The organism is Labilibaculum euxinicum (assembly GCF_963678175.1).
In the GTDB taxonomy this organism is placed as follows: domain Bacteria; phylum Bacteroidota; class Bacteroidia; order Bacteroidales; family Marinifilaceae; genus Labilibaculum; species Labilibaculum euxinus.
On the sequence record NZ_OY782756.1, the window covers coordinates 2,014,812 to 2,034,116 of the forward strand.

5 protein-coding genes are annotated in these 19,305 nt (G+C 39.6%); all 5 read left to right on the top strand.

What is annotated here, in order from left to right; genetic code table 11:
* The first annotated feature begins 124 nt into the window (after nt 1–124).
* The 5 genes from ACY0M5_RS08310 to ACY0M5_RS08330 all read left to right on the top strand — a co-directional run bounded on the left by ACY0M5_RS08310 (nt 125) and on the right by ACY0M5_RS08330 (nt 19,302).
* Nucleotides 125–1,336: a glycoside hydrolase family 27 protein gene (locus tag ACY0M5_RS08310; RefSeq protein WP_461631434.1), complete on the top strand. Its 1,212-nt coding sequence runs from the start codon at nt 125–127 to the stop codon at nt 1,334–1,336.
* Nucleotides 1,333–2,157: a M90 metallopeptidase family protein gene (locus tag ACY0M5_RS08315; RefSeq protein ID WP_461631435.1), complete on the top strand. Its 825-nt coding sequence runs from the start codon at nt 1,333–1,335 to the stop codon at nt 2,155–2,157. The genes ACY0M5_RS08310 and ACY0M5_RS08315 overlap by 4 nt, the downstream gene beginning before the upstream one ends.
* A gap of 86 nt (nt 2,158–2,243) precedes the next feature.
* Nucleotides 2,244–4,514, top strand: a complete 2,271-nt coding sequence (locus ACY0M5_RS08320; RefSeq protein ID WP_461631436.1) for a S9 family peptidase — start codon at nt 2,244–2,246, stop codon at nt 4,512–4,514.
* Between the two features lie 260 nt (nt 4,515–4,774).
* Nucleotides 4,775–5,680: a helix-turn-helix domain-containing protein gene (locus ACY0M5_RS08325; protein ID WP_124992016.1), complete on the top strand. Its 906-nt coding sequence runs from the start codon at nt 4,775–4,777 to the stop codon at nt 5,678–5,680.
* A 1,403-nt stretch (nt 5,681–7,083) separates the two neighbouring features.
* Complete coding sequence (locus ACY0M5_RS08330) at nt 7,084–19,302, top strand: MBG domain-containing protein (RefSeq protein WP_461631437.1); 12,219 nt, start codon at nt 7,084–7,086, stop codon at nt 19,300–19,302.
* The last annotated feature ends 3 nt before the right edge of the window (nt 19,303–19,305 follow it).

Genomic DNA, 19,305 nt, shown 5'->3' on the forward strand with positions numbered 1-19,305 from the left:
TGAAAACTGCAAATCTCAAAAGAGAGATTTGCAGTTTTCACATAGAAGGTTGGGAAGGTCATCTAAATAATAAATTCCTTTCATGATGATTGAAATTATTTATTTGAATTTAAAAGTATTGAAAATGATAAGAAAGTATTTTTTAATTTTGATTGTTTTTCAGGTATTTCAAGGATACAGTCAAAAATTTGAAGACTTAGCGCTTACGCCTCCAATGGGATGGAACAGCTGGAATAAATTTGGCTGTAATGTAAGCGAAAGCCTGATTATGGAAATGGCTGATGCAATGGCCGAAAGCGGAATGCGGAATGTTGGTTACGAATATTTGGTGATTGATGATTGCTGGCAGGTGGGCCGCGATAGTTTTGGAAATATTATTGCTGATCCGGAACGGTTTCCGTCAGGAATGAAAGCACTTGTTGATTATGTGCATAGCAAAGATTTAAAATTTGGCATTTACTCCTGCGCCGGATCAATGACCTGTCAGTCTCGTCCGGGCAGTCGAGGATATCAGTTTCAGGATGCCCGTACTTATGCATCGTGGGGCGTAGATTATTTGAAATACGACTGGTGTTTCGATGAGGGACAAAAAGCTGAAGCGGCTTATAAAACAATGAGTGATGCTCTTAAAGCCAGCGGAAGACCGATTGTATTTTCTATTTGCGAATGGGGCGAAAGTGAGCCTTGGAAGTGGGGGAAAGGAATCGGACATTTGTGGAGGACAACGGCCGATATTCGGGATTGTTACCAATGTACTTTTGATTGGGGCGGACTTGGAGTTCTCGATATCATCGATAAACAAGCTGATTTATATGAATTTGCAGGTCCCGGACATTGGAATGATCCTGATATGCTGGAAGTGGGAAATGGAGGCATGACACCGGATGAAAATAAAACACATTTTTCGATGTGGGCCATGTTGGCCGCACCATTGATGGCAGGAAACGATTTGCGAAATTTGGATAAGGCAACAGCTGAAATTCTTATGAATAAGGAGGTAATTGCAATTGATCAGGATTCTGATGGACACCAGGCCAGAAAATTTATGGACATGGGCGAATATGAAATCTGGGCAAAACCGCTTGCTGACGGAGAAGTGGCTGTATGTTTTTTAAACCGAACAAATGAACCCTGGAAATTGAATTACGACTGGAAAAAACAGACGATGTATTTTGCAAAAGATGTTAGTATCCATCGAAATGTATACAAGGTAAAAGATTTGTGGGAGCATAAAATCATTGGGAAAACAGATGAAAACCTTGTTAAAGAAATTCCTCCTCATGGAAGCTTGTTGGTTCGCTTGTCGAAGTTAAATAATAAAAAACATTATAAATGAAAAAAATTCTTATTCTAATCGCAGTTTTGATGCCTTTGTATGTGGCATCTGCAAAAATTAAAAAAACGGATCAGTCAGAGCAAAAAATATTTACAATTACATCTCCGCCTTCCGATTTTAAATTCGATTCATTCTATAAAAAGTATGTTAACGTGAATGGAATTCATATCATGAGCTCCAATAAGGTTCCTGATTCAGCTTTTTATGTGGCTTGTAATATTGTCGATTTTATGACTAAAAGTTTGCCGGGTGAAGTTTTGAGTCAGATGGTTAAAGAAAATGCCCGGCTTGCAATTATGGCTCGTTACGAAGGGACAACAGATATTCCGGAGCATGCTCATTTGGCTCAGGACACGACATTGAACTGGGATCTTAGAGCCCGTGGACTTGGCGGCGATATGGAATTGCCGTTAACATCTTGTGCTGAAGAGAACCTGCTTGCTTATCAGATTGATAAATATCATGCTGAGGATATTTTGGTTCATGAATTTGCACATGCCATTCATTTAATTGGAATTGCACCAATCGATTCTACATTCAACAATTTACTGCAGGAAAAATTGGATAATGCCATTGCTAAAGGGAAATACAAAAAAATGTATGCTGCTACCAATATATATGAATATTGGGCCGAAGGAGTTCAGAACTGGTTTAATGTGAATGCCGAAGTTAAGGTTCCTGATGGAAAACACAATTGGGTGAATACCCGGGAAGATATGAAAAAATACGATCCTGATTTGTATGAAATTGTTGCGCGGTATTTTCCTGAATTCGAAAAAAGTCCATCCCGCCATTCTACAGCCAATTTATACCGGGAATAGTAAAAGAATAAGAAATGGTTACCGAATAGGGGTGTGAAAGCCTTTAATAAATGAATAATGTACATCATACTATTAATTGAAAACAAATGAAAGTTCAGAAAATAACGATCATTATATTTTTACTGCTTTGTGCAGGAAATATATTTGCGCAGGGAGAGTTGAAAGACTATCAGGAAGCTGAAAAGTGGCTTTACTATAATTCACGGGCTAAAGTTTATAATTCGGGAATTCAACCCAACTGGATTGGTAAGGGGGATTCATTATGGTATTCAACCAAAACAAGAAAAGGGAATGAGTATTTTTTGGCAGACTTAAAAAAGAAACAAAAAACACCTTTGTTTGATCATGCGAAATTGGCAGAAAAAATTTCTGAGTTTTTGCATAAAGAATACAAAGCGTATGATTTAAAATTAACCGGACTTAGCTTAAAGGGCAGAGATACATTAAAGTTTACTGTAGACACTTCCTGCTTTACAATCAATTTGAAAAACTATCAATTAAAATCGGCAGCTAATCCCGAAAAAAGAAATATAACTGAGTTGCCTGCTCCAAACAACAAACAAATTGCATTTATAAAGGATTATAATATCTATCTGAAAGATAAAGATGGCAGCAATATTGTTCCCTTAAGTACAGATGGGTGCGAAACACTTAGTTATGGCAATTCCATTCCGTGGGAATTTGTGCGCAATGAAAGCAAAAAGCAAGATGTAGAATACGGAATAAGTGCGTATTGGTCTCCTGACTCAAAATATCTTATTTGCAGCAAATTTAACCGTAAAGAAGCTCAAAATTTATATATGTATCACAGTTCTCCTGAAAAAGGATTACGGGCCGAAGTATATTCTTACGAACGTGCACTTGCGGGAGATACATGTCTTGCTAAAACTTCGTATGTTATTTTTAATATCGAATCGGGTAAACAAATAGAATGCGACCTTCCTGAATATGCAAGCTTTTTAGAAGGTGGCTTTGAATGGAAATCCAATAAACATGCGTATATCATTCGTTACCAAAGAGGTTATCAAACAAGGGAATTAATCGATGTAAATGTTGAGACAGGAAAAACCAGAACTGTGATTTCTGAAACCGCCGACACCTATGTGGATGTAAATATGCTTTTGTACCGGATAAATAAAACCAGTAACAATATTATTTGGTCATCGGAGAAAGAAGGATGGAATCAGTTATATCTGTACGATTATGAAACCGGTAAGCAAATAAATAAAATCACCAAGGGAGAATATGTGGTTCGCGAAATATGTAAGGTGGATGATAAAAAGGGGAAAATATATTTCACCGCCTGTGGTATAGAAAAGGGTGATCCATATTACACGTATTTGTATTCGATCAACATTGATGGTTCGGGACTTAAATTGCTGAGTCCTGAAAATGCAACTCATACTTGTTCAATAAGTCCGAATGGAAAATATGTATTCGATGATTATTCGCGGGTTGATTTGCCCAACCATTTTCTAATTCGAAGTGTAAAAAACGGAACTAAGATTCTTGATCTTGCTCAACTTGATATTGAGGATCTTGTTGCAATGGGATGGAAAGCTCCGGAGATGTACAAAGTAAAAGCGAGAGATAACAAAACAGATATCTATGGAGTGATTTATCGTCCTTTTAATATGGATTCTACAAAAAGGTATCCGATAATAGATGGAACTTATTCTGGTCCGCAAACAATTCGTACTCCTAAATCATTTACTTCGGCCTTGTACAGTATGGATGTGTCATTGGCACAAATCGGTTTTGTGGTGATTACGGTTGATGGATTGGGCTCTGCTTATCGATCCAAAAAATTTCATGATTTCTCTTATAAAAACCTTGGCGATATAGGTGCTCCCGATCATATCAAAGCCATTAGGGAAATGGCGGTTAAATATCCTTATATCGATATCGAAAATGTTGGAATTTATGGTCATTCGGCCGGAGGATACGATGCGGCACATGCCCTGTTAACTCATCCTGATTTTTACAAGGTTGGCGTTTCTTCTGCAGGGAATCACGATCACAGAATTGCCAAAGCATGGTGGCCCGAATTGTACATGGGTTTTCCGGCAGGGAAACATTACGACGAGCAATCCAATTTGTCTTTAGCCAGTCAATTGCAGGGGAAATTAATGTTAGCGCATGGAAACATGGATAACAATGTAAATGCGGCTTCATCCATGCGAATGGCAGATGCTCTAATAAAAGCCAATAAAGATTTTGAATTACTACTGGTACCGGAATGTGATCACAGCAGTCTATACTACAATAAATATTTTATTCGGAAACGTTGGGATTATTTTGTGAAGAATTTGTGGCACAAAAATGTACCGAATTGTTACGAGATAAAAAATAAATAGTAATTATTTAGTTGACACCCATTATTTTAATGAAAAGTAGTGGGTGTTTTATTTGAAATAATAGGTGCTGAATAAGGCTGAACCCAATTTCAATTTGTTGACAATGTGACCGAGAATAGTTGCTTATTTTTTTAATGGTTTTTGCAGTTTGACGGGAAAATGGTGACTTAGCATAAATAAAAAAATACTGTTTTTAACACGAAATGTTAAAAAAAAATTACACATATTTGTTTACAATCTGCAATAAAAATCTTTTATAAATGGAAACAATCATCAAAGTAAATTCTATTTCGCAACTGCATGAGATGTTAAATATGGATGTTCCCAAGAATCCTCTAATTACAATAATCGATGTTTCCGATATAGAGGTAACACAAGAAATGGTTGACATAAAAGTTGTGACAGATTTATACTGTATTGCCTTAAAAGATGTGCATTGTGGTATGGAATATGGAAGAAACAGTTACGATTTTGAAAATGGAGCTTTGATGTTTACTGCACCACTGCAAGCATTTACGGCTACCAAACCAGTTGGAAAAAATGAAAATAAAGGCTGGATGCTTTTTTTTCATCCCAGTTTTCTCAGCAAATCGCATTTGAGTCAGAAAATGAATCAATACTATTTTTTTGAATATCATACTGATGAGGCCTTACATCTATCCACATCAGAAAGAAATACATTAAATGATATTATTTCTAATATCCAAAAAGAGTATACAGAAAATATTGATTGTCATAGCCAAAAGGTGATTATTTCAAATTTAGAATTGTTACTAAATTACTCTCTTCGTTTTTACGAACGTCAATTTAAAACCCGTAATATTGTACACCAAGGTATTGTAGTAAAGTTTGAAAAAATAGTAAATAATTGGATAGGTAAAAATTTACTTGCTGAAAAGGGAATTCCAACAGTGCAGGACATTGCAGAAAAAATAAACCTATCCCCTAATTATCTAAGTGATGTGCTTCGAAAAGAAGCAGGGATTTCTGCCAAAGATTACATCAACAATTTGATGATTAGGAAAGCAAAGGCAATGTTATTAAGTAGCACTAATTCAGTAAGTGAAATAGCCTATTTACTTGGGTTTAATTATCCCCATTATTTTACCCGCTTTTTTAAATCAAAAACAGGTGCAACACCAACAGAATATAGAAGGGTTAACTAGTTGCTATCTGTTTAATCCTTAGTAAGTCCATTTTATTGGGGATTATTAAGAAAGAAAATGGTTTTTAATTTGAGAAGAGAATGGTTTCCCAAAAAGTTAATAAATTGAAATAAGCGGCAACTGCAATATTTTGTGGCTAACTGTCTTGCAATAAATTTGTAAGGACAAGCTAATAACATCTTCAGCTTCTTTTGCCCCAATACGTTTGCCTAAGAGGGCAGAATCTTTTGATTACCCCTGTATTTTTATTGCAACTGAGCTTTCTTACTGAAAAGAAGGTAGTGTAAACTGCGTCCCCTCTATTATAATATAGGCTTGAATAATTCTTTTGCGTGATGTAGTTTAAAAAAGATTTCTTCTTTAATATTATATTCACCTGCAGATTGTCTGGCGGTATCCATTGTATCTACTTAGTTGTTTTGAGGTTTTGATTATAAGCTCATTGTTGAGTTCAAAAATTTGATGTAAATCTGATTGTTCTTAAAAAAAACAAGGCTCATCAGTAAAAAGTGTTAGAGGATCGATATTATGTGTTATTGTTATTGCCGTTTTTTCTACAGATTTACCCTGTTTCATATTTCGTAGTAATCGATCAAATTCGACTAAATATTTATTCGTACCAAAAAGTAAAACCTGCTTAAATGGAACAAATTGAATTTATAAAACTTTGATGTGTAAAAGGGAGATTTGTAAAACTAATTGGTGTTGTGTTTCATAGAATGCATAAAAGAGATTGCATCAGATCTGGAATTTACAAATAATACCATTGGTGCAATTTGTGAAGAAACAATAGCAAATTACAGAGGTTTGGCTTTAAAAGAGATTGAATCTCATTTCCCATTTTCGATAGGAACTTGTATTGAATTTGAAACCAATTCAAATTGTTCAACATCCCTAAATCATACACAGAAGCGTAGAACTTCACAAAGCTCTTATAGAGTATTTGTTTGTTATTTTTCTGGATGAGACAACCAAGAAAACAGAACCAAAAAACCTAAATAAAACTTAAAAAATATTACACATGAGAAAATTTTACCTATTGTACATCATTTTGCTTTGTAACTTAAGTCTGTTAGCACAATCCCCGGAGGTGTCTCAACAGGCCTTAACCTTTGGTTCAAAGCAGATGCCGGTTTTACTTCCAGTAGTTTTAGCAATGCCGAATGGTTGTCAATCTCCAGGCAACCTGGCATTTGATCAGAATCTTATGGTGTTGATTTAGAGTTTGTTGTGTGATTTGTCGGTGCTGTTAATATAATGCTTTTCCTCGACAAAAGTTACATGTTAAAAAGTTGACATTCCTGAGTTTATATTGATTTAAACAAAAACTGGGTTCTTTGGATTGAAGAGAAAACAGGAAAAGTTGAAAACAATACTATTTAATAAATTTTTTATAATTCCACATGATTTACAAATTTACTACACTACTTGGAGGTTTGATGTTTGCGGCGATGAGCTCATTATGCATTGATACTCCACCCGAAATGAATGGGAACGACATTTCTCCAAAGTATTATACCGAAACAAATACTCCGGTAACTGTATTCCCAAACTTTACCATTACCGATGCAGAAGGTGATGATATTAAAGGATTAACTATATCCTTTAGTTCTACCGGGCATCACAGCGATCAGGATAATCTTTTGTTTACCAATCAGAACGGAATAACCGGAAGTTTTGATAAAGGTACAGGAGTACTTACGCTTTCCGGAGATGCTTTGCCTGCCAACTATCAAACTGCAGTGCGCAGCATTACTTATTCAAATGATGCAGCACCTGGTGCCGTAAGTTACGATCAGCGCGAGTTAACTATATCATTTGCTAATTCATACTATTTAGCATCTACTGGTCATTTTTATGAGTTTGTTGGTGCCACGGACGCTTTTAACACAGCTTCGGCCAATGCCAGTGCAAAAACATATTATGGGTTACAAGGGTATTTGGCTACTATAACATCAGCCGACGAAAATACATTTATTAAAGATAAAATACCTTCAAATATAGAATGGTCATGGATTGGTGGTTCTGATAATGAACTTGAAAATACGTGGAAATGGATAACCGGGCCCGAAACCGATACAATCTTTTATGACCAGGCGACTAAAGAAAGTTTTGGATATACAAATTGGTATACAGCAAATAGTGAACCTAATAATGTAAATGATGAGGACTATCTGGCGATAAACAGGAATGGAGCCTGGGGAGACGGAGATCAAACGAACGGCTTTAGTTATATCGTTGAGTATGGTGGTATGAGCGGAGACCCAACCTTCAATATGACAACAACTACCACTTTGGATCTGGTTAAACCTCAGCCACCAGTAATAGATGGTAAAAATGATTCGCCAACATACAATACCGCCGAGTATAGCCCGGTAGTTGCATTTCCTAATTTTACGATTACCGATGCTGAAGGTAGCGATATTAAAGGCTTAACAATCCATTTTAGCTCCGGTTATCGGAGTAATCAGGATACCCTGCTTTTTACAAACACAGGTAAAATATTGGGCTATTTTGATGATACACAAGGAGCATTAGTATTATTAGGCGATGCTTCTCCTTCGGAATACCAGGCAGCCATGCGAAGTATTACCTATGTAAACAATGCACTTTTATTTAGTTTAATAGATGGCAGCCAGCGTCAGTTGACCATTTCTCTGGCCAATGCCGATTATTTTTCGCAAGACGGAAGTTTGGATAACGGACACTTTTATGAGTATGTAAATATATCCGCTACGTGGACTCAGGCCGAGGCTGCTGCCAGCGCTAAAACATATTACGGATTGAAAGGTTACCTCGCTACTGTTACCTCTGAAAATGAGAAAGACTTTATTCTGAGCATATCAGATGGAACTGAGCAAGCTTTGTGGTTAGGAGGTTCAGATGAAGCAATACCGGATACATGGAAATGGGTAACTGGCCCGGAGGATGGTACAATTTTCTATCAAAACGGAGCAGTAGTTAGTGGCAAGTATGAAAACTGGTCTACTGGTCAGCCGGATGACGCAGGGAGTGTAGAGACGAGTTTGCAATTTTTCACTTCAAACGGCACATGGAATGACAGGCAAAATGACTATACGTCTGGATATATCGTCGAGTATGGCGGAATGGATGGCGACCCAACTATCAATATGACGACAACTACAACCCTTAATATTGATTTAGTCCGTCCGGAAGCCCCTGGAGGAATAGTTGACAATTTACGTGTATGGTTTAATGCCAACAGCGGAACTACTAATGGAGGAAGCTCTGTAACCAATGGAAATATTACGAGCTGGGAAGGCCAAAAACCATATGGTGTAAATACAACTATTGTAAATGATGTTGCAGGAGATCCTGAAGTGGTTTCCAACAGGGCAAATTTCAACGCTATTGTATCTTTTGATGGTAATGATGCGATAAAAACCTCCTCTACTGCCCTCTATACAACCTATTTCAATTCAACTACGGATAATAATACCACCTTTTTAGTAAAGAAAACTACGGCAGGAAGTGTTGAGGCCGGGTACGGTTCTGCAACTGGTACCAGGGACAGAGCCGGTTATTTTGAACGGGCTGGTGGTTATCAACGTACTGATTATGGCAAAGACGGAACAATAATATACGGTAATACAACTAGTATCAATAAGTATGTAATTGCGCGGCAAGATGTGCAGCCAGGTGAGCTGTCCCTTTATTTAGATGGTACTTTCGAGACACAGACAAGTACATTCAACTCACTGGCTGGGAGTAATGATGGTTATTTGGGATTCGGAGCAAATCCACAAGACTTTTCAGCCGCATCTACCACAGATATCGCTGAATATATTATTTATGCTGCTGATCTTTCTGATACTGAAGTAAAAGAGGTCGAATCTTATCTGGCGCTTAAATACGGTATTTCAAAAACCGATGATTATCTGGCTTCTGATGGAAGCACCATCTGGAGCGCTACCGATAATACAGGCTATGATAATGATATTTTCGGTATTGGCCGTGATGATGCCAGTGGGTTAAACCAAAAAGTATCAAAATCAGTCAATGATGGTTCAATTCTTACTGTTGCATTAGATGCTGATTTTACTTTGGCCAATAACGATGCAGGCCGAACCACACATGCCAATGACCTGCAGTTTCTGACAGTGGCAAACAACGGAGCCGTTTTGACGCCACAAGTAACAGAATTGGACGCAACTACAGGGTTCAATATCCGTTTGGCACGCGAATGGAAAGTTGATGCCACCAACTTCGCACAAAACATTAGTATGAAGTTTGAAGGTTACGATGAAGATTGGTCGATTATTGCAACTTCGGATGGAGATTTTTCATCTAACGTAACCACAGTTGGAACTTTAAATGCAGATGGTGAATTTACAACCACTGCTGCTCCGGCAGATGGAACGGTATTTACTTTAGCAAAATACCAGGAAGCACCGGGTGGTGTAACCAATGGTATTTCGCTTTGGATAAAGGCGAACAACCAGGTCTTTTCTGATTTGGGCACAACCGATGCTACAAATAACAATACAATAGAACAATGGAACGACCAGAGCCCTTATGGCAACCATTTTACCCAGGTAAATACGAAAAAGCCAACGTTTCTGGAAAATTCGTTGAATTTTAACCCACAGGTATATTTTAATGGCACCAAAGCCATGAATGGCGTGAGTATGACAGGACTTCCTTCAGGTTCTGATGCCCGGTTGATGCGTGTAGTGGCGACTCAAACGGCGGCTTTTACAGGAAATCATGTGCTTTTTGCCCATGGAACCGCAACAGATGGTCAAGCTCATGGAATAGCGGGTTCGTTATCTGATAATAGCCTTTTATATGGTTCATGGGGTGGCGGAAACAGTATACTCAGTAGTAATTCTTGGACGCTGAACAAACCACACATTATTGGTGGAGGTTTTGACGGATCATCGACAACATATCTACAGGCCGACGGGGCAACCTTAACGACAGACGCTGATGGTGCACCTCCAACCTGGAACACGGTGAACAGTCGTATGTGTATTGGAGCTGATATCGCAGATGAAACCGGAGAATTCTGGACAGGAAATATTGCGGAAGTTGTGGTCTACAGTGCCAATGTCTCTGCCAGCGACCAGCAAAAGATAGATTCTTACCTGGCACTTAAATACGGTGTTACGTTGGATCAGACAGATGCAACGGATTATCTGGCTTCAGACGGAACAGCTATTTGGAAAGCAGCAAACAACACAGGCTATACTACCGATATTTTCGGAATTGGGCAAGATAACGCATCTGGCCTGAACCAAAAGGTATCACGGTCAGTAAATAATACAAACGGACCAATACTGGCCACCATACAGAATTTTACTGCTTCAAATACAGACGTAAGCAGAACGGAACTTGGCAATGGCAATTTTATGCTGATGGGGCATAATAATGGAGCAGAAAACTCATTTACCTCAAGTTTCGACGGAGGCACCAATAACCGTTCAGACCGTGTCTGGAAAGTGGATGAGACCGGTACGGTGGGTAATGTATATTTTGCTATACCAAAAACAGCGATAATGTTCCCTTCTGGAATACCTGTTTTGGTAGCATCTAATGATTTAACATTCAACAGCTCTGACGATATCGTCAATTTAGCTGACGATGGAACTTATTATTGGGCTTCGATAAATCCTGATAATGGAGCATATTTAGCTTTTGCATCAACAACACCAGGTTTTACGGTAAGCGAAACAACCTTAACAATTGATGAAAATGCAGGAACAGGCACGTTCACAGTTGTTTTAGATGTTCAGCCATCCAACGATGTGGTTTTTGATGTTGCAAGCGATAAAACGGAAGAAGCCACGGTAGATAAGGCAACACTGACCTTTACATCGGCTAATTGGGACACGCCGCAGACGGTGACAGTTACTGGTGTGGATGACGATATCGATAGAGATGACACGGCAACAATCACTGTTATGGTGAAGGATGCTTCCAGCGATGACCCTTTCGATGCGCTGACTGATCAAACTGCAGGAATCACCCTGACCGATGATGATACAGCTGGTTTTACGGTAAGCAAAATAGCCTTAACAATTGATGAAAATGCAGGAACAGGCAGCTTTACTGTAGTTTTAAATTCAGAACCGACAAGTGACGTTGTTTTTGATGTTACGAGCGATAAAACGGATGAAGCTACGATAGATAAGTCAACACTGACCTTTACATCGGCTAATTGGGACACGTCGCAGACGGTAACAGTTACTGGTGTGGATGACGATATCGACAGAGATGACACGGCAACAATCACTGTTGCGGTGAAGGATGCTTCCAGCGATGACACTTTCGATGCGCTGACCGATCAAACCGTAGGAATCACCCTGACCGATGATGATGTGGCACCAACAGTTTCTACATCCGCGGTTTCTTCTATCACTTCAGGCTCAGTAACTATGGGAGGTGATATGTCAGATAAAGGTAGTGCTGATGTAACCGAAACCGGGGTTGTCTATTCTTCGATAAACGCATCTCCCGAGATAGGAGGAGCAGATGTAACGCAAGATTCAAATGGGGCAGCGACTGGAATTTTTAGTGAAACTATTGGTTCGCTTGCTCCCAATACCACTTACAACTTTCAGGCGTATGCAATTAATAGTGCAGGAACGAGCTATGGTGGGGTTCAAAGTTTTACAACCAAACAAACTCAAACCATTACGTTTAATTCTCTTTCAGATAAAGCGTATGGTAACAGTGACTTTGATCCTTCAGCTACGGCAAGTAGTGGTTTAACGGTCTCTTATAGTAGTTCTAATACATCTGTGGCCACTATTGTGGCCGGAAAGATTCATATTGTTGGAGTTGGTTCATGCACTATTTATGCTGACCAAGCCGGTGACGACACTTATGATGTGGCAGCCCAGGTTTCGCAAGGATTAAACATCACTCAAAAAGCAATAACAGTAACCGCTGATGCAGGTCAGACAAAAGTTTACGGAGGTGCAGATCCAACATTTACTTACACGACATCTTCAGCATTGGAAAGTGGCGATTCTTTCACCGGAGTACTATCAAGAACAAGTGGAGAATCTGTAGGTTCTTATGCCATTACAATCGGAACACTGAGTGCCGGATCGAACTACGATTTAACTTTTGTGAGTAAAGCTTTTAGCATCACTCAAAAAGCAATAACAGTAACAGTTGATGCCGGTCAGACAAAAGTTTACGGAGATGCAGATCCGACATTTACTTACACGACATCTTCAGCATTGGAAAGTGGCGATTCTTTCACCGGAGCACTTTCAAGAGCAACAGGAGAAGATGTAGGAAGTTATGCTATTACAATCGGAACACTGAGTGCCGGATCGAACTACGATTTAACTTTTGTGAGTAAAGCTTTTAGCATCACTCAAAAAGCAATAACAGTAACAGCTAATACGGGTCAGACAAAAGTTTACGGAGATGCAGATCCGACATTTACTTACACGGCATCTTCAGCATTGGAAAGCGGTGACTCATTTAGCGGGGTACTATCAAGAACAAGCGGAGAATCTGTAGGTTCCTACGCCATTTTACAGGGAACATTGAGTGCCGGATCGAACTACGATTTAACTTTTGTGAGTAAAGACTTTAGCATCACTCAAAAAGCAATAACGGTAACAGCAGATGCCGGTCAGACAAAAGTTTACGGAGATGCAGATCCGACATTTACTTACACGACATCTTCAGCATTGGAAAGCGGTGACTCATTTAGCGGGGTACTATCAAGAACAAGCGGAGAATCTGTAGGTTCCTACGCCATTTTACAGGGAACATTGAGTGCCGGATCGAACTACGATTTAACTTTTGTGAGTAAAGACTTTAGTATCACCCAAAAAGCAATAACGGTAACAGTTGATGCCGGTCAGACAAAAGTTTACGGAGGTGCAGATCCAACATTTACTTACACGACATCTTCAGCATTGGAAAGTGGCGATTCTTTCACCGGAGTACTATCAAGAACAAGTGGAGAATCTGTAGGTTCTTATGCCATTACAATCGGAACACTGAGTGCCGGATCGAACTACGATTTAACTTTTGTGAGTAAAGCTTTTAGCATCACTCAAAAAGCAATAACAGTAACAGCTAATACGGGTCAGACAAAAGTTTACGGAGATGCAGATCCGACATTTACTTACACTACGTCAGCAACATTGGAAAGTGGCGATTCTTTCACCGGAGCACTTTCAAGAGCAACAGGAGAAGATGTAGGAAGTTATGCTATTACAATCGGAACACTGAGTGCCGGATCGAACTACGATTTAACTTTCGTGAGTAAAGCTTTTAGCATCACTCAAAAAGAAATAACGGTAACAGTTGATGCCGGTCAGACAAAAGTTTACGGAGGTGCAGATCCGACATTTACTTACACGACATCTTCAGCATTGGAAAGTGGCGATTCTTTCACCGGAGCACTTTCAAGAGCAACAGGAGAAGATGTAGGAAGTTATGCTATTACAATCGGAACACTGAGTGCCGGATCGAACTACGATTTAACTTTTGTGAGTAAAGCTTTTAGCATCACTCAAAAAGCAATAACAGTAACAGCTAATACGGGTCAGACAAAAGTTTACGGAGATGCAGATCCGACATTTACTTACACGGCATCTTCAGCATTGGAAAGCGGTGACTCATTTAGCGGGGTACTATCAAGAACAAGCGGAGAATCTGTAGGTTCCTACGCCATTTTACAGGGAACATTGAGTGCCGGATCGAACTACGATTTAACTTTCGTGAGTAAAGACTTTGCAGTTACACAGAAACAAATAACCATAACAGCAGATGCCGGTCAGACAAAAGTTTACGGAGATGCAGATCCAACATTTACTTACACGGCATCTTCAGCATTGGAAAGCGGTGACTCATTTAGTGGAGTACTATCAAGAACAAGCGGAGAATCTGTAGGTTCCTACGCCATTTTACAGGGAACATTGAGTGCCGGATCGAACTACGATTTAACTTTCGTGAGTAAAGACTTTAGCATCACTCAAAAAGCAATAACGGTAACAGTTGATGCCGGGCAAACGAAAGTTTATGGACAAGCAGATCCGGCATTCACTTACACCACGTCAGCAACATTGGAAAGTGGCGATTCTTTCACCGGAGCACTTTCAAGAGCAACAGGAGAAGATGTAGGAAGTTATGCTATTACAATCGGAACACTGAGTGCCGGATCGAACTACGATTTAACTTTCGTGAGTAAAGCTTTTAGCATCACTCAAAAAGAAATAACGGTAACAGTTGATGCCGGTCAGACAAAAGTTTACGGAGGTGCAGATCCAACATTTACTTACACTACGTCAGCAACATTGGAAAGTGGCGATTCTTTCACCGGAGCACTTTCAAGAGCAACAGGAGAAGATGTAGGAAGTTATGCTATTACAATCGGAACACTGAGTGCCGGATCGAACTACGATTTAACTTTTGTGAGTAAAGCTTTTAGCATCACTCAAAAAGCAATAACGGTAACAGTTGATGCCGGTCAGACAAAAGTTTACGGAGGTGCAGATCCGACATTTACTTACACGACATCTTCAGCATTGGAAAGCGGTGACTCATTTAGTGGAGTACTATCAAGAACAAGCGGAGAATCTGTAGGTTCCTACGCCATTTTACAGGGAACACTGAGTGCCGGATCGAACTACGATTTAACTTTCGTGAGTAAAGACTTTGCAGTTACACAGAAACAAATAACCATAACAGCAGATGCCGGTCAGACAAAAGTTTACGGAGATGCAGATCCAACATTTACTTACACGGCATCTTCAGCATTGGAAAGCGGTGACTCATTTAGTGGAGTACTATCAAGAACAAGCGGAGAATCTGTAGGTTCCTACGCCATTTTACAGGGAACATTGAGTGCCGGATCGAACTACGATTTAACTTTCGTGAGTAAAGACTTTAGCATCACTCAAAAAGCAATAACGGTAACAGTTGATGCCGGGCAAACGAAAGTTTATGGACAAGCAGATCCGGCATTCACTTACACCACGTCAGCAACATTGGAAAGTGGCGATTCTTTCACCGGAGCACTTTCAAGAGCAACAGGAGAAGATGTAGGAAGTTATGCTATTACAATCGGAACACTGAGTGCCGGATCGAACTACGATTTAACTTTCGTGAGTAAAGCTTTTAGCATCACTCAAAAAGAAATAACGGTAACAGTTGATGCCGGTCAGACAAAAGTTTACGGAGGTGCAGATCCGACATTTACTTACACGACATCTTCAGCATTGGAAAGCGGTGACTCATTTAGTGGAGTACTATCAAGAACAAGCGGAGAATCTGTAGGTTCCTACGCCATTTTACAGGGAACACTGAGTGCCGGATCGAACTACGATTTAACTTTCGTGAGTAAAGACTTTAGTATCACGCAAAAATCCTTGACCGTTACAGCCGAAAACAAAACCAAAGAGTACGATGGAGCCGTATTTACTGGTTTTACTGTTACTTACTCTGGATTTATAACAGGCGAAGATGAAACTGATTTATCAGGAACACTTGTTTATAGTGGATCTGCTACAACTGCTACCAATGTTAGAACAGGGTATGTCATCACTCCAGGTGGATTGACTTCATCCAATTATGCCATTACATTTGCTGATGGTTCATTGGACATTACTCTAAAAGTTTTGACCATTACAGCCGAGGACAAAAGCAAAGAGTACGATGGAGCAGTATACAGCGGATTTACTGTTACTTATGCTGGATTTAGAATAGGTGAGGATGAAACTGATTTATCAGGAACACTGACATTCACGGGTACTGCAAGCACAGCGATCAATGTTGGAACAGGGTATGTCATCACTCCGGGTGGATTGACTTCATTCAATTATCACATTATATTTGTAGATGGTTCATTGGATATAACCCCAAAAGCAATAACTGTAACCGCTGATGCAGGTCAGACTAAAGTTTACGGAGATGCAGATCCAACATTTACTTACACGGCATCTTCAGCATTGGAAAGCGGTGACTCATTTAGTGGAGTACTATCAAGAACAAGCGGAGAATCTGTAGGTTCCTACGCCATTTTACAGGGAACACTGAGTGCCGGATCGAACTATGATTTAACTTTTGTGAGTAAAGACTTTAGTATCACCCAAAAAGCAATAACGGTAACCGCTGATGCAGGTCAGACAAAAGTTTACGGAGATGCAGATCCAACATTTACTTACACGACATCTTCAGCATTGGAAAGCGGTGACTCATTTAGCGGAGTACTATCAAGAACAAGTGGAGAATCTGTAGGTTCTTATGCCATTACAATCGGAACACTGAGTGCCGGATCAAACTACGATTTAACTTTCGTGAGTAAAGACTTTGCAGTTACACAGAAACAAATAACTGTAACCGCTGATGCCGGTCAGACAAAAGTTTACGGAGATGCAGATCCGACTTTCACTTACACTACGTCAGCAACATTGGAAAGCGGTGACTCATTTAGCGGGGTACTATCAAGAACAAGCGGAGAATCTGTAGGTTCTTATGCTATTTTGCAGGGAACACTGAGTGCCGGATCGAACTACGATTTAACTTTTGTGAGTAAAGACTTTAGCATCACTCAAAAATCCTTGACCATTACAGCCGAAGACAAAAGTAAAGAGTACGATGGAGCCGTATTTACTGGTTTTACTGTTACTTACGCTGGATTTATAAGTGGAGAAGATGAAACTGATTTATCAGGCACACTGGCATTCACGGGTACTGCAAGCACAGCGATCAATGTTGGAACAGGATATGTCATCACTCCAGGTGGATTGACTTCATCCAATTATGCCATTACATTTGCTGATGGTTCATTGGATATTACCATTGCATCCCAAATCATAATTTTCAATCCTTTGGGAACAAAAGTTTACGGTGATGCACCATTTACAATTTCTGCAACAGGAGGTATTTCTGGCAACCCAGTTGTGTTTATTAGTTCAGATCAAAATGTTGCTGTATGTTCGGGAGTTAATGGCGAAATTGTAAACATTATTGGAGTAGGTACATGTATGATTAACGCGAATCAGGCAGGTAACAGTAATTTCAATCCTGCAATTCAGGTTAGTCAAATATTAACAGTTAATAAATATATTGCCGGAGATACTGACGGAGATGGTGTTATCACTGATCCGGAACTTGCTGGAGACACCGATGGAGATGGTGTGATTACTGATCCGGAAATAGCCGGAGACACTGACGGAGATGGTGTAATTACTGATCCGGAAATAGCCGGAGACACCGATGGAGATGGTATTATCACTGATCCGGAGATAGCAGGAGATACCGATGGAGATGGTGTGATTACTGATCCGGAGATAGCAGGAGATACCGATGGAGATGGTGTAATTACTGATCCGGAAATAGCCGGAGACACTGACGGAGATGGTGTGATTACTGATCCGGAAATAGCCGGAGACACTGACGGCAATGGAACAATTGATGATTCTGAACTTGCCGGAGACACCGATGGAGATGGTGTAATTACTGATCCGGAGATAGCAGGAGATACCGATGGAGATGGTGTTATCACTGATCCGGAAATAGCCGGAGACATTGACGGAGATGGTGTTATCTCTGATCCGGAATTAGCCGGAGACACTGATGGAGACGGTGTGATTACTGATCCGGAAATAGCCGGAGACACCGATGGAGATGGTATTATCACTGATCCGGAGATAGCCGGAGATACCGATGGAGATGGTGTGATTACTGATCCGGAGATAGCCGGAGATACCGATGGAGATGGTGTAATTACTGATCCGGAAATAGCCGGAGACACTGATGGAGACGGTGTGATTACTGATCCGGAAATAGCTGGAGATACCAACGGTGATGGCGTAATTGATGATTCCGAATCAACTGAAATCACTTTAGATCTAGTAAATGATGTTGATAATCCATTGAGTCTTTGTGATGATACTGAGGTTGAACTCGCATATACTGGTTTAATTGGAAATCCAAGTCAATATAGAATCACATTCGAAGAATCAGCGAGTACTGCAGGATTTCATGATATAGATTATACTGATATTTTATCGGATTCAAGAGTGTTTCGATTTTCAGTGCCTGTTGGGGTTTCAGATGGTTTGTATGAAGGGAATCTGCAATTGAGAAATAACTTTGGGGTAGAGTCTGTGATGTATAAATTTCAGTTTATCGTAAATGTATCAGCAGAATATATTATTTCGAAGTATGATGATGTGGTACTGTGCGACAACAGCAGTGAACGATTTGCAGCTTATCAATGGTATAAAGATGGAGTTGCGATTCCGGGTGCTGTTAATCAATTCTATAATGATCCTGATGGTCTGGTTGGTTCGTATTCTTTGGATTTAATAACTATTGACGGACAGCATTTGACAACTTGCTCAAAGGAATTCAATATTCCATTAAATAAATCAATTAGTGTTTATCCTAATCCGATAAGTAGTAATGGTAAATGTACTGTTCGTATGAATGGTTTTGAAGAAGACGAATTACTGGGAAGTCAATTGTCAATATTCAATTCGTTTGGAGCCAAAGTATTTTATACTGAAGATGTGATAAAAGAAAATGTATTACTGCTTCAATTGAAAAATGGAGTTTATGTTGGAAATGTCACTACTGAGACGGGATCTAAGTATTCATTTAAAATTCTTATTCAAAAATAGCAG

Bases quoted from the DNA above. Each gene is read 5' to 3' on its own strand.
- ACY0M5_RS08325 (WP_124992016.1), top strand. From the start codon at position 4,775: ATGGAAACAATCATCAAAGTAAATTCTATTTCGCAACTGCATGAGATG.
- ACY0M5_RS08315 (WP_461631435.1), top strand. From the start codon at position 1,333: ATGAAAAAAATTCTTATTCTAATCGCAGTTTTGATGCCTTTGTATGTG.
- ACY0M5_RS08320 (WP_461631436.1), top strand. From the start codon at position 2,244: ATGAAAGTTCAGAAAATAACGATCATTATATTTTTACTGCTTTGTGCA.
- ACY0M5_RS08310 (WP_461631434.1), top strand. From the start codon at position 125: ATGATAAGAAAGTATTTTTTAATTTTGATTGTTTTTCAGGTATTTCAA.
- ACY0M5_RS08330 (WP_461631437.1), top strand. From the start codon at position 7,084: ATGATTTACAAATTTACTACACTACTTGGAGGTTTGATGTTTGCGGCG.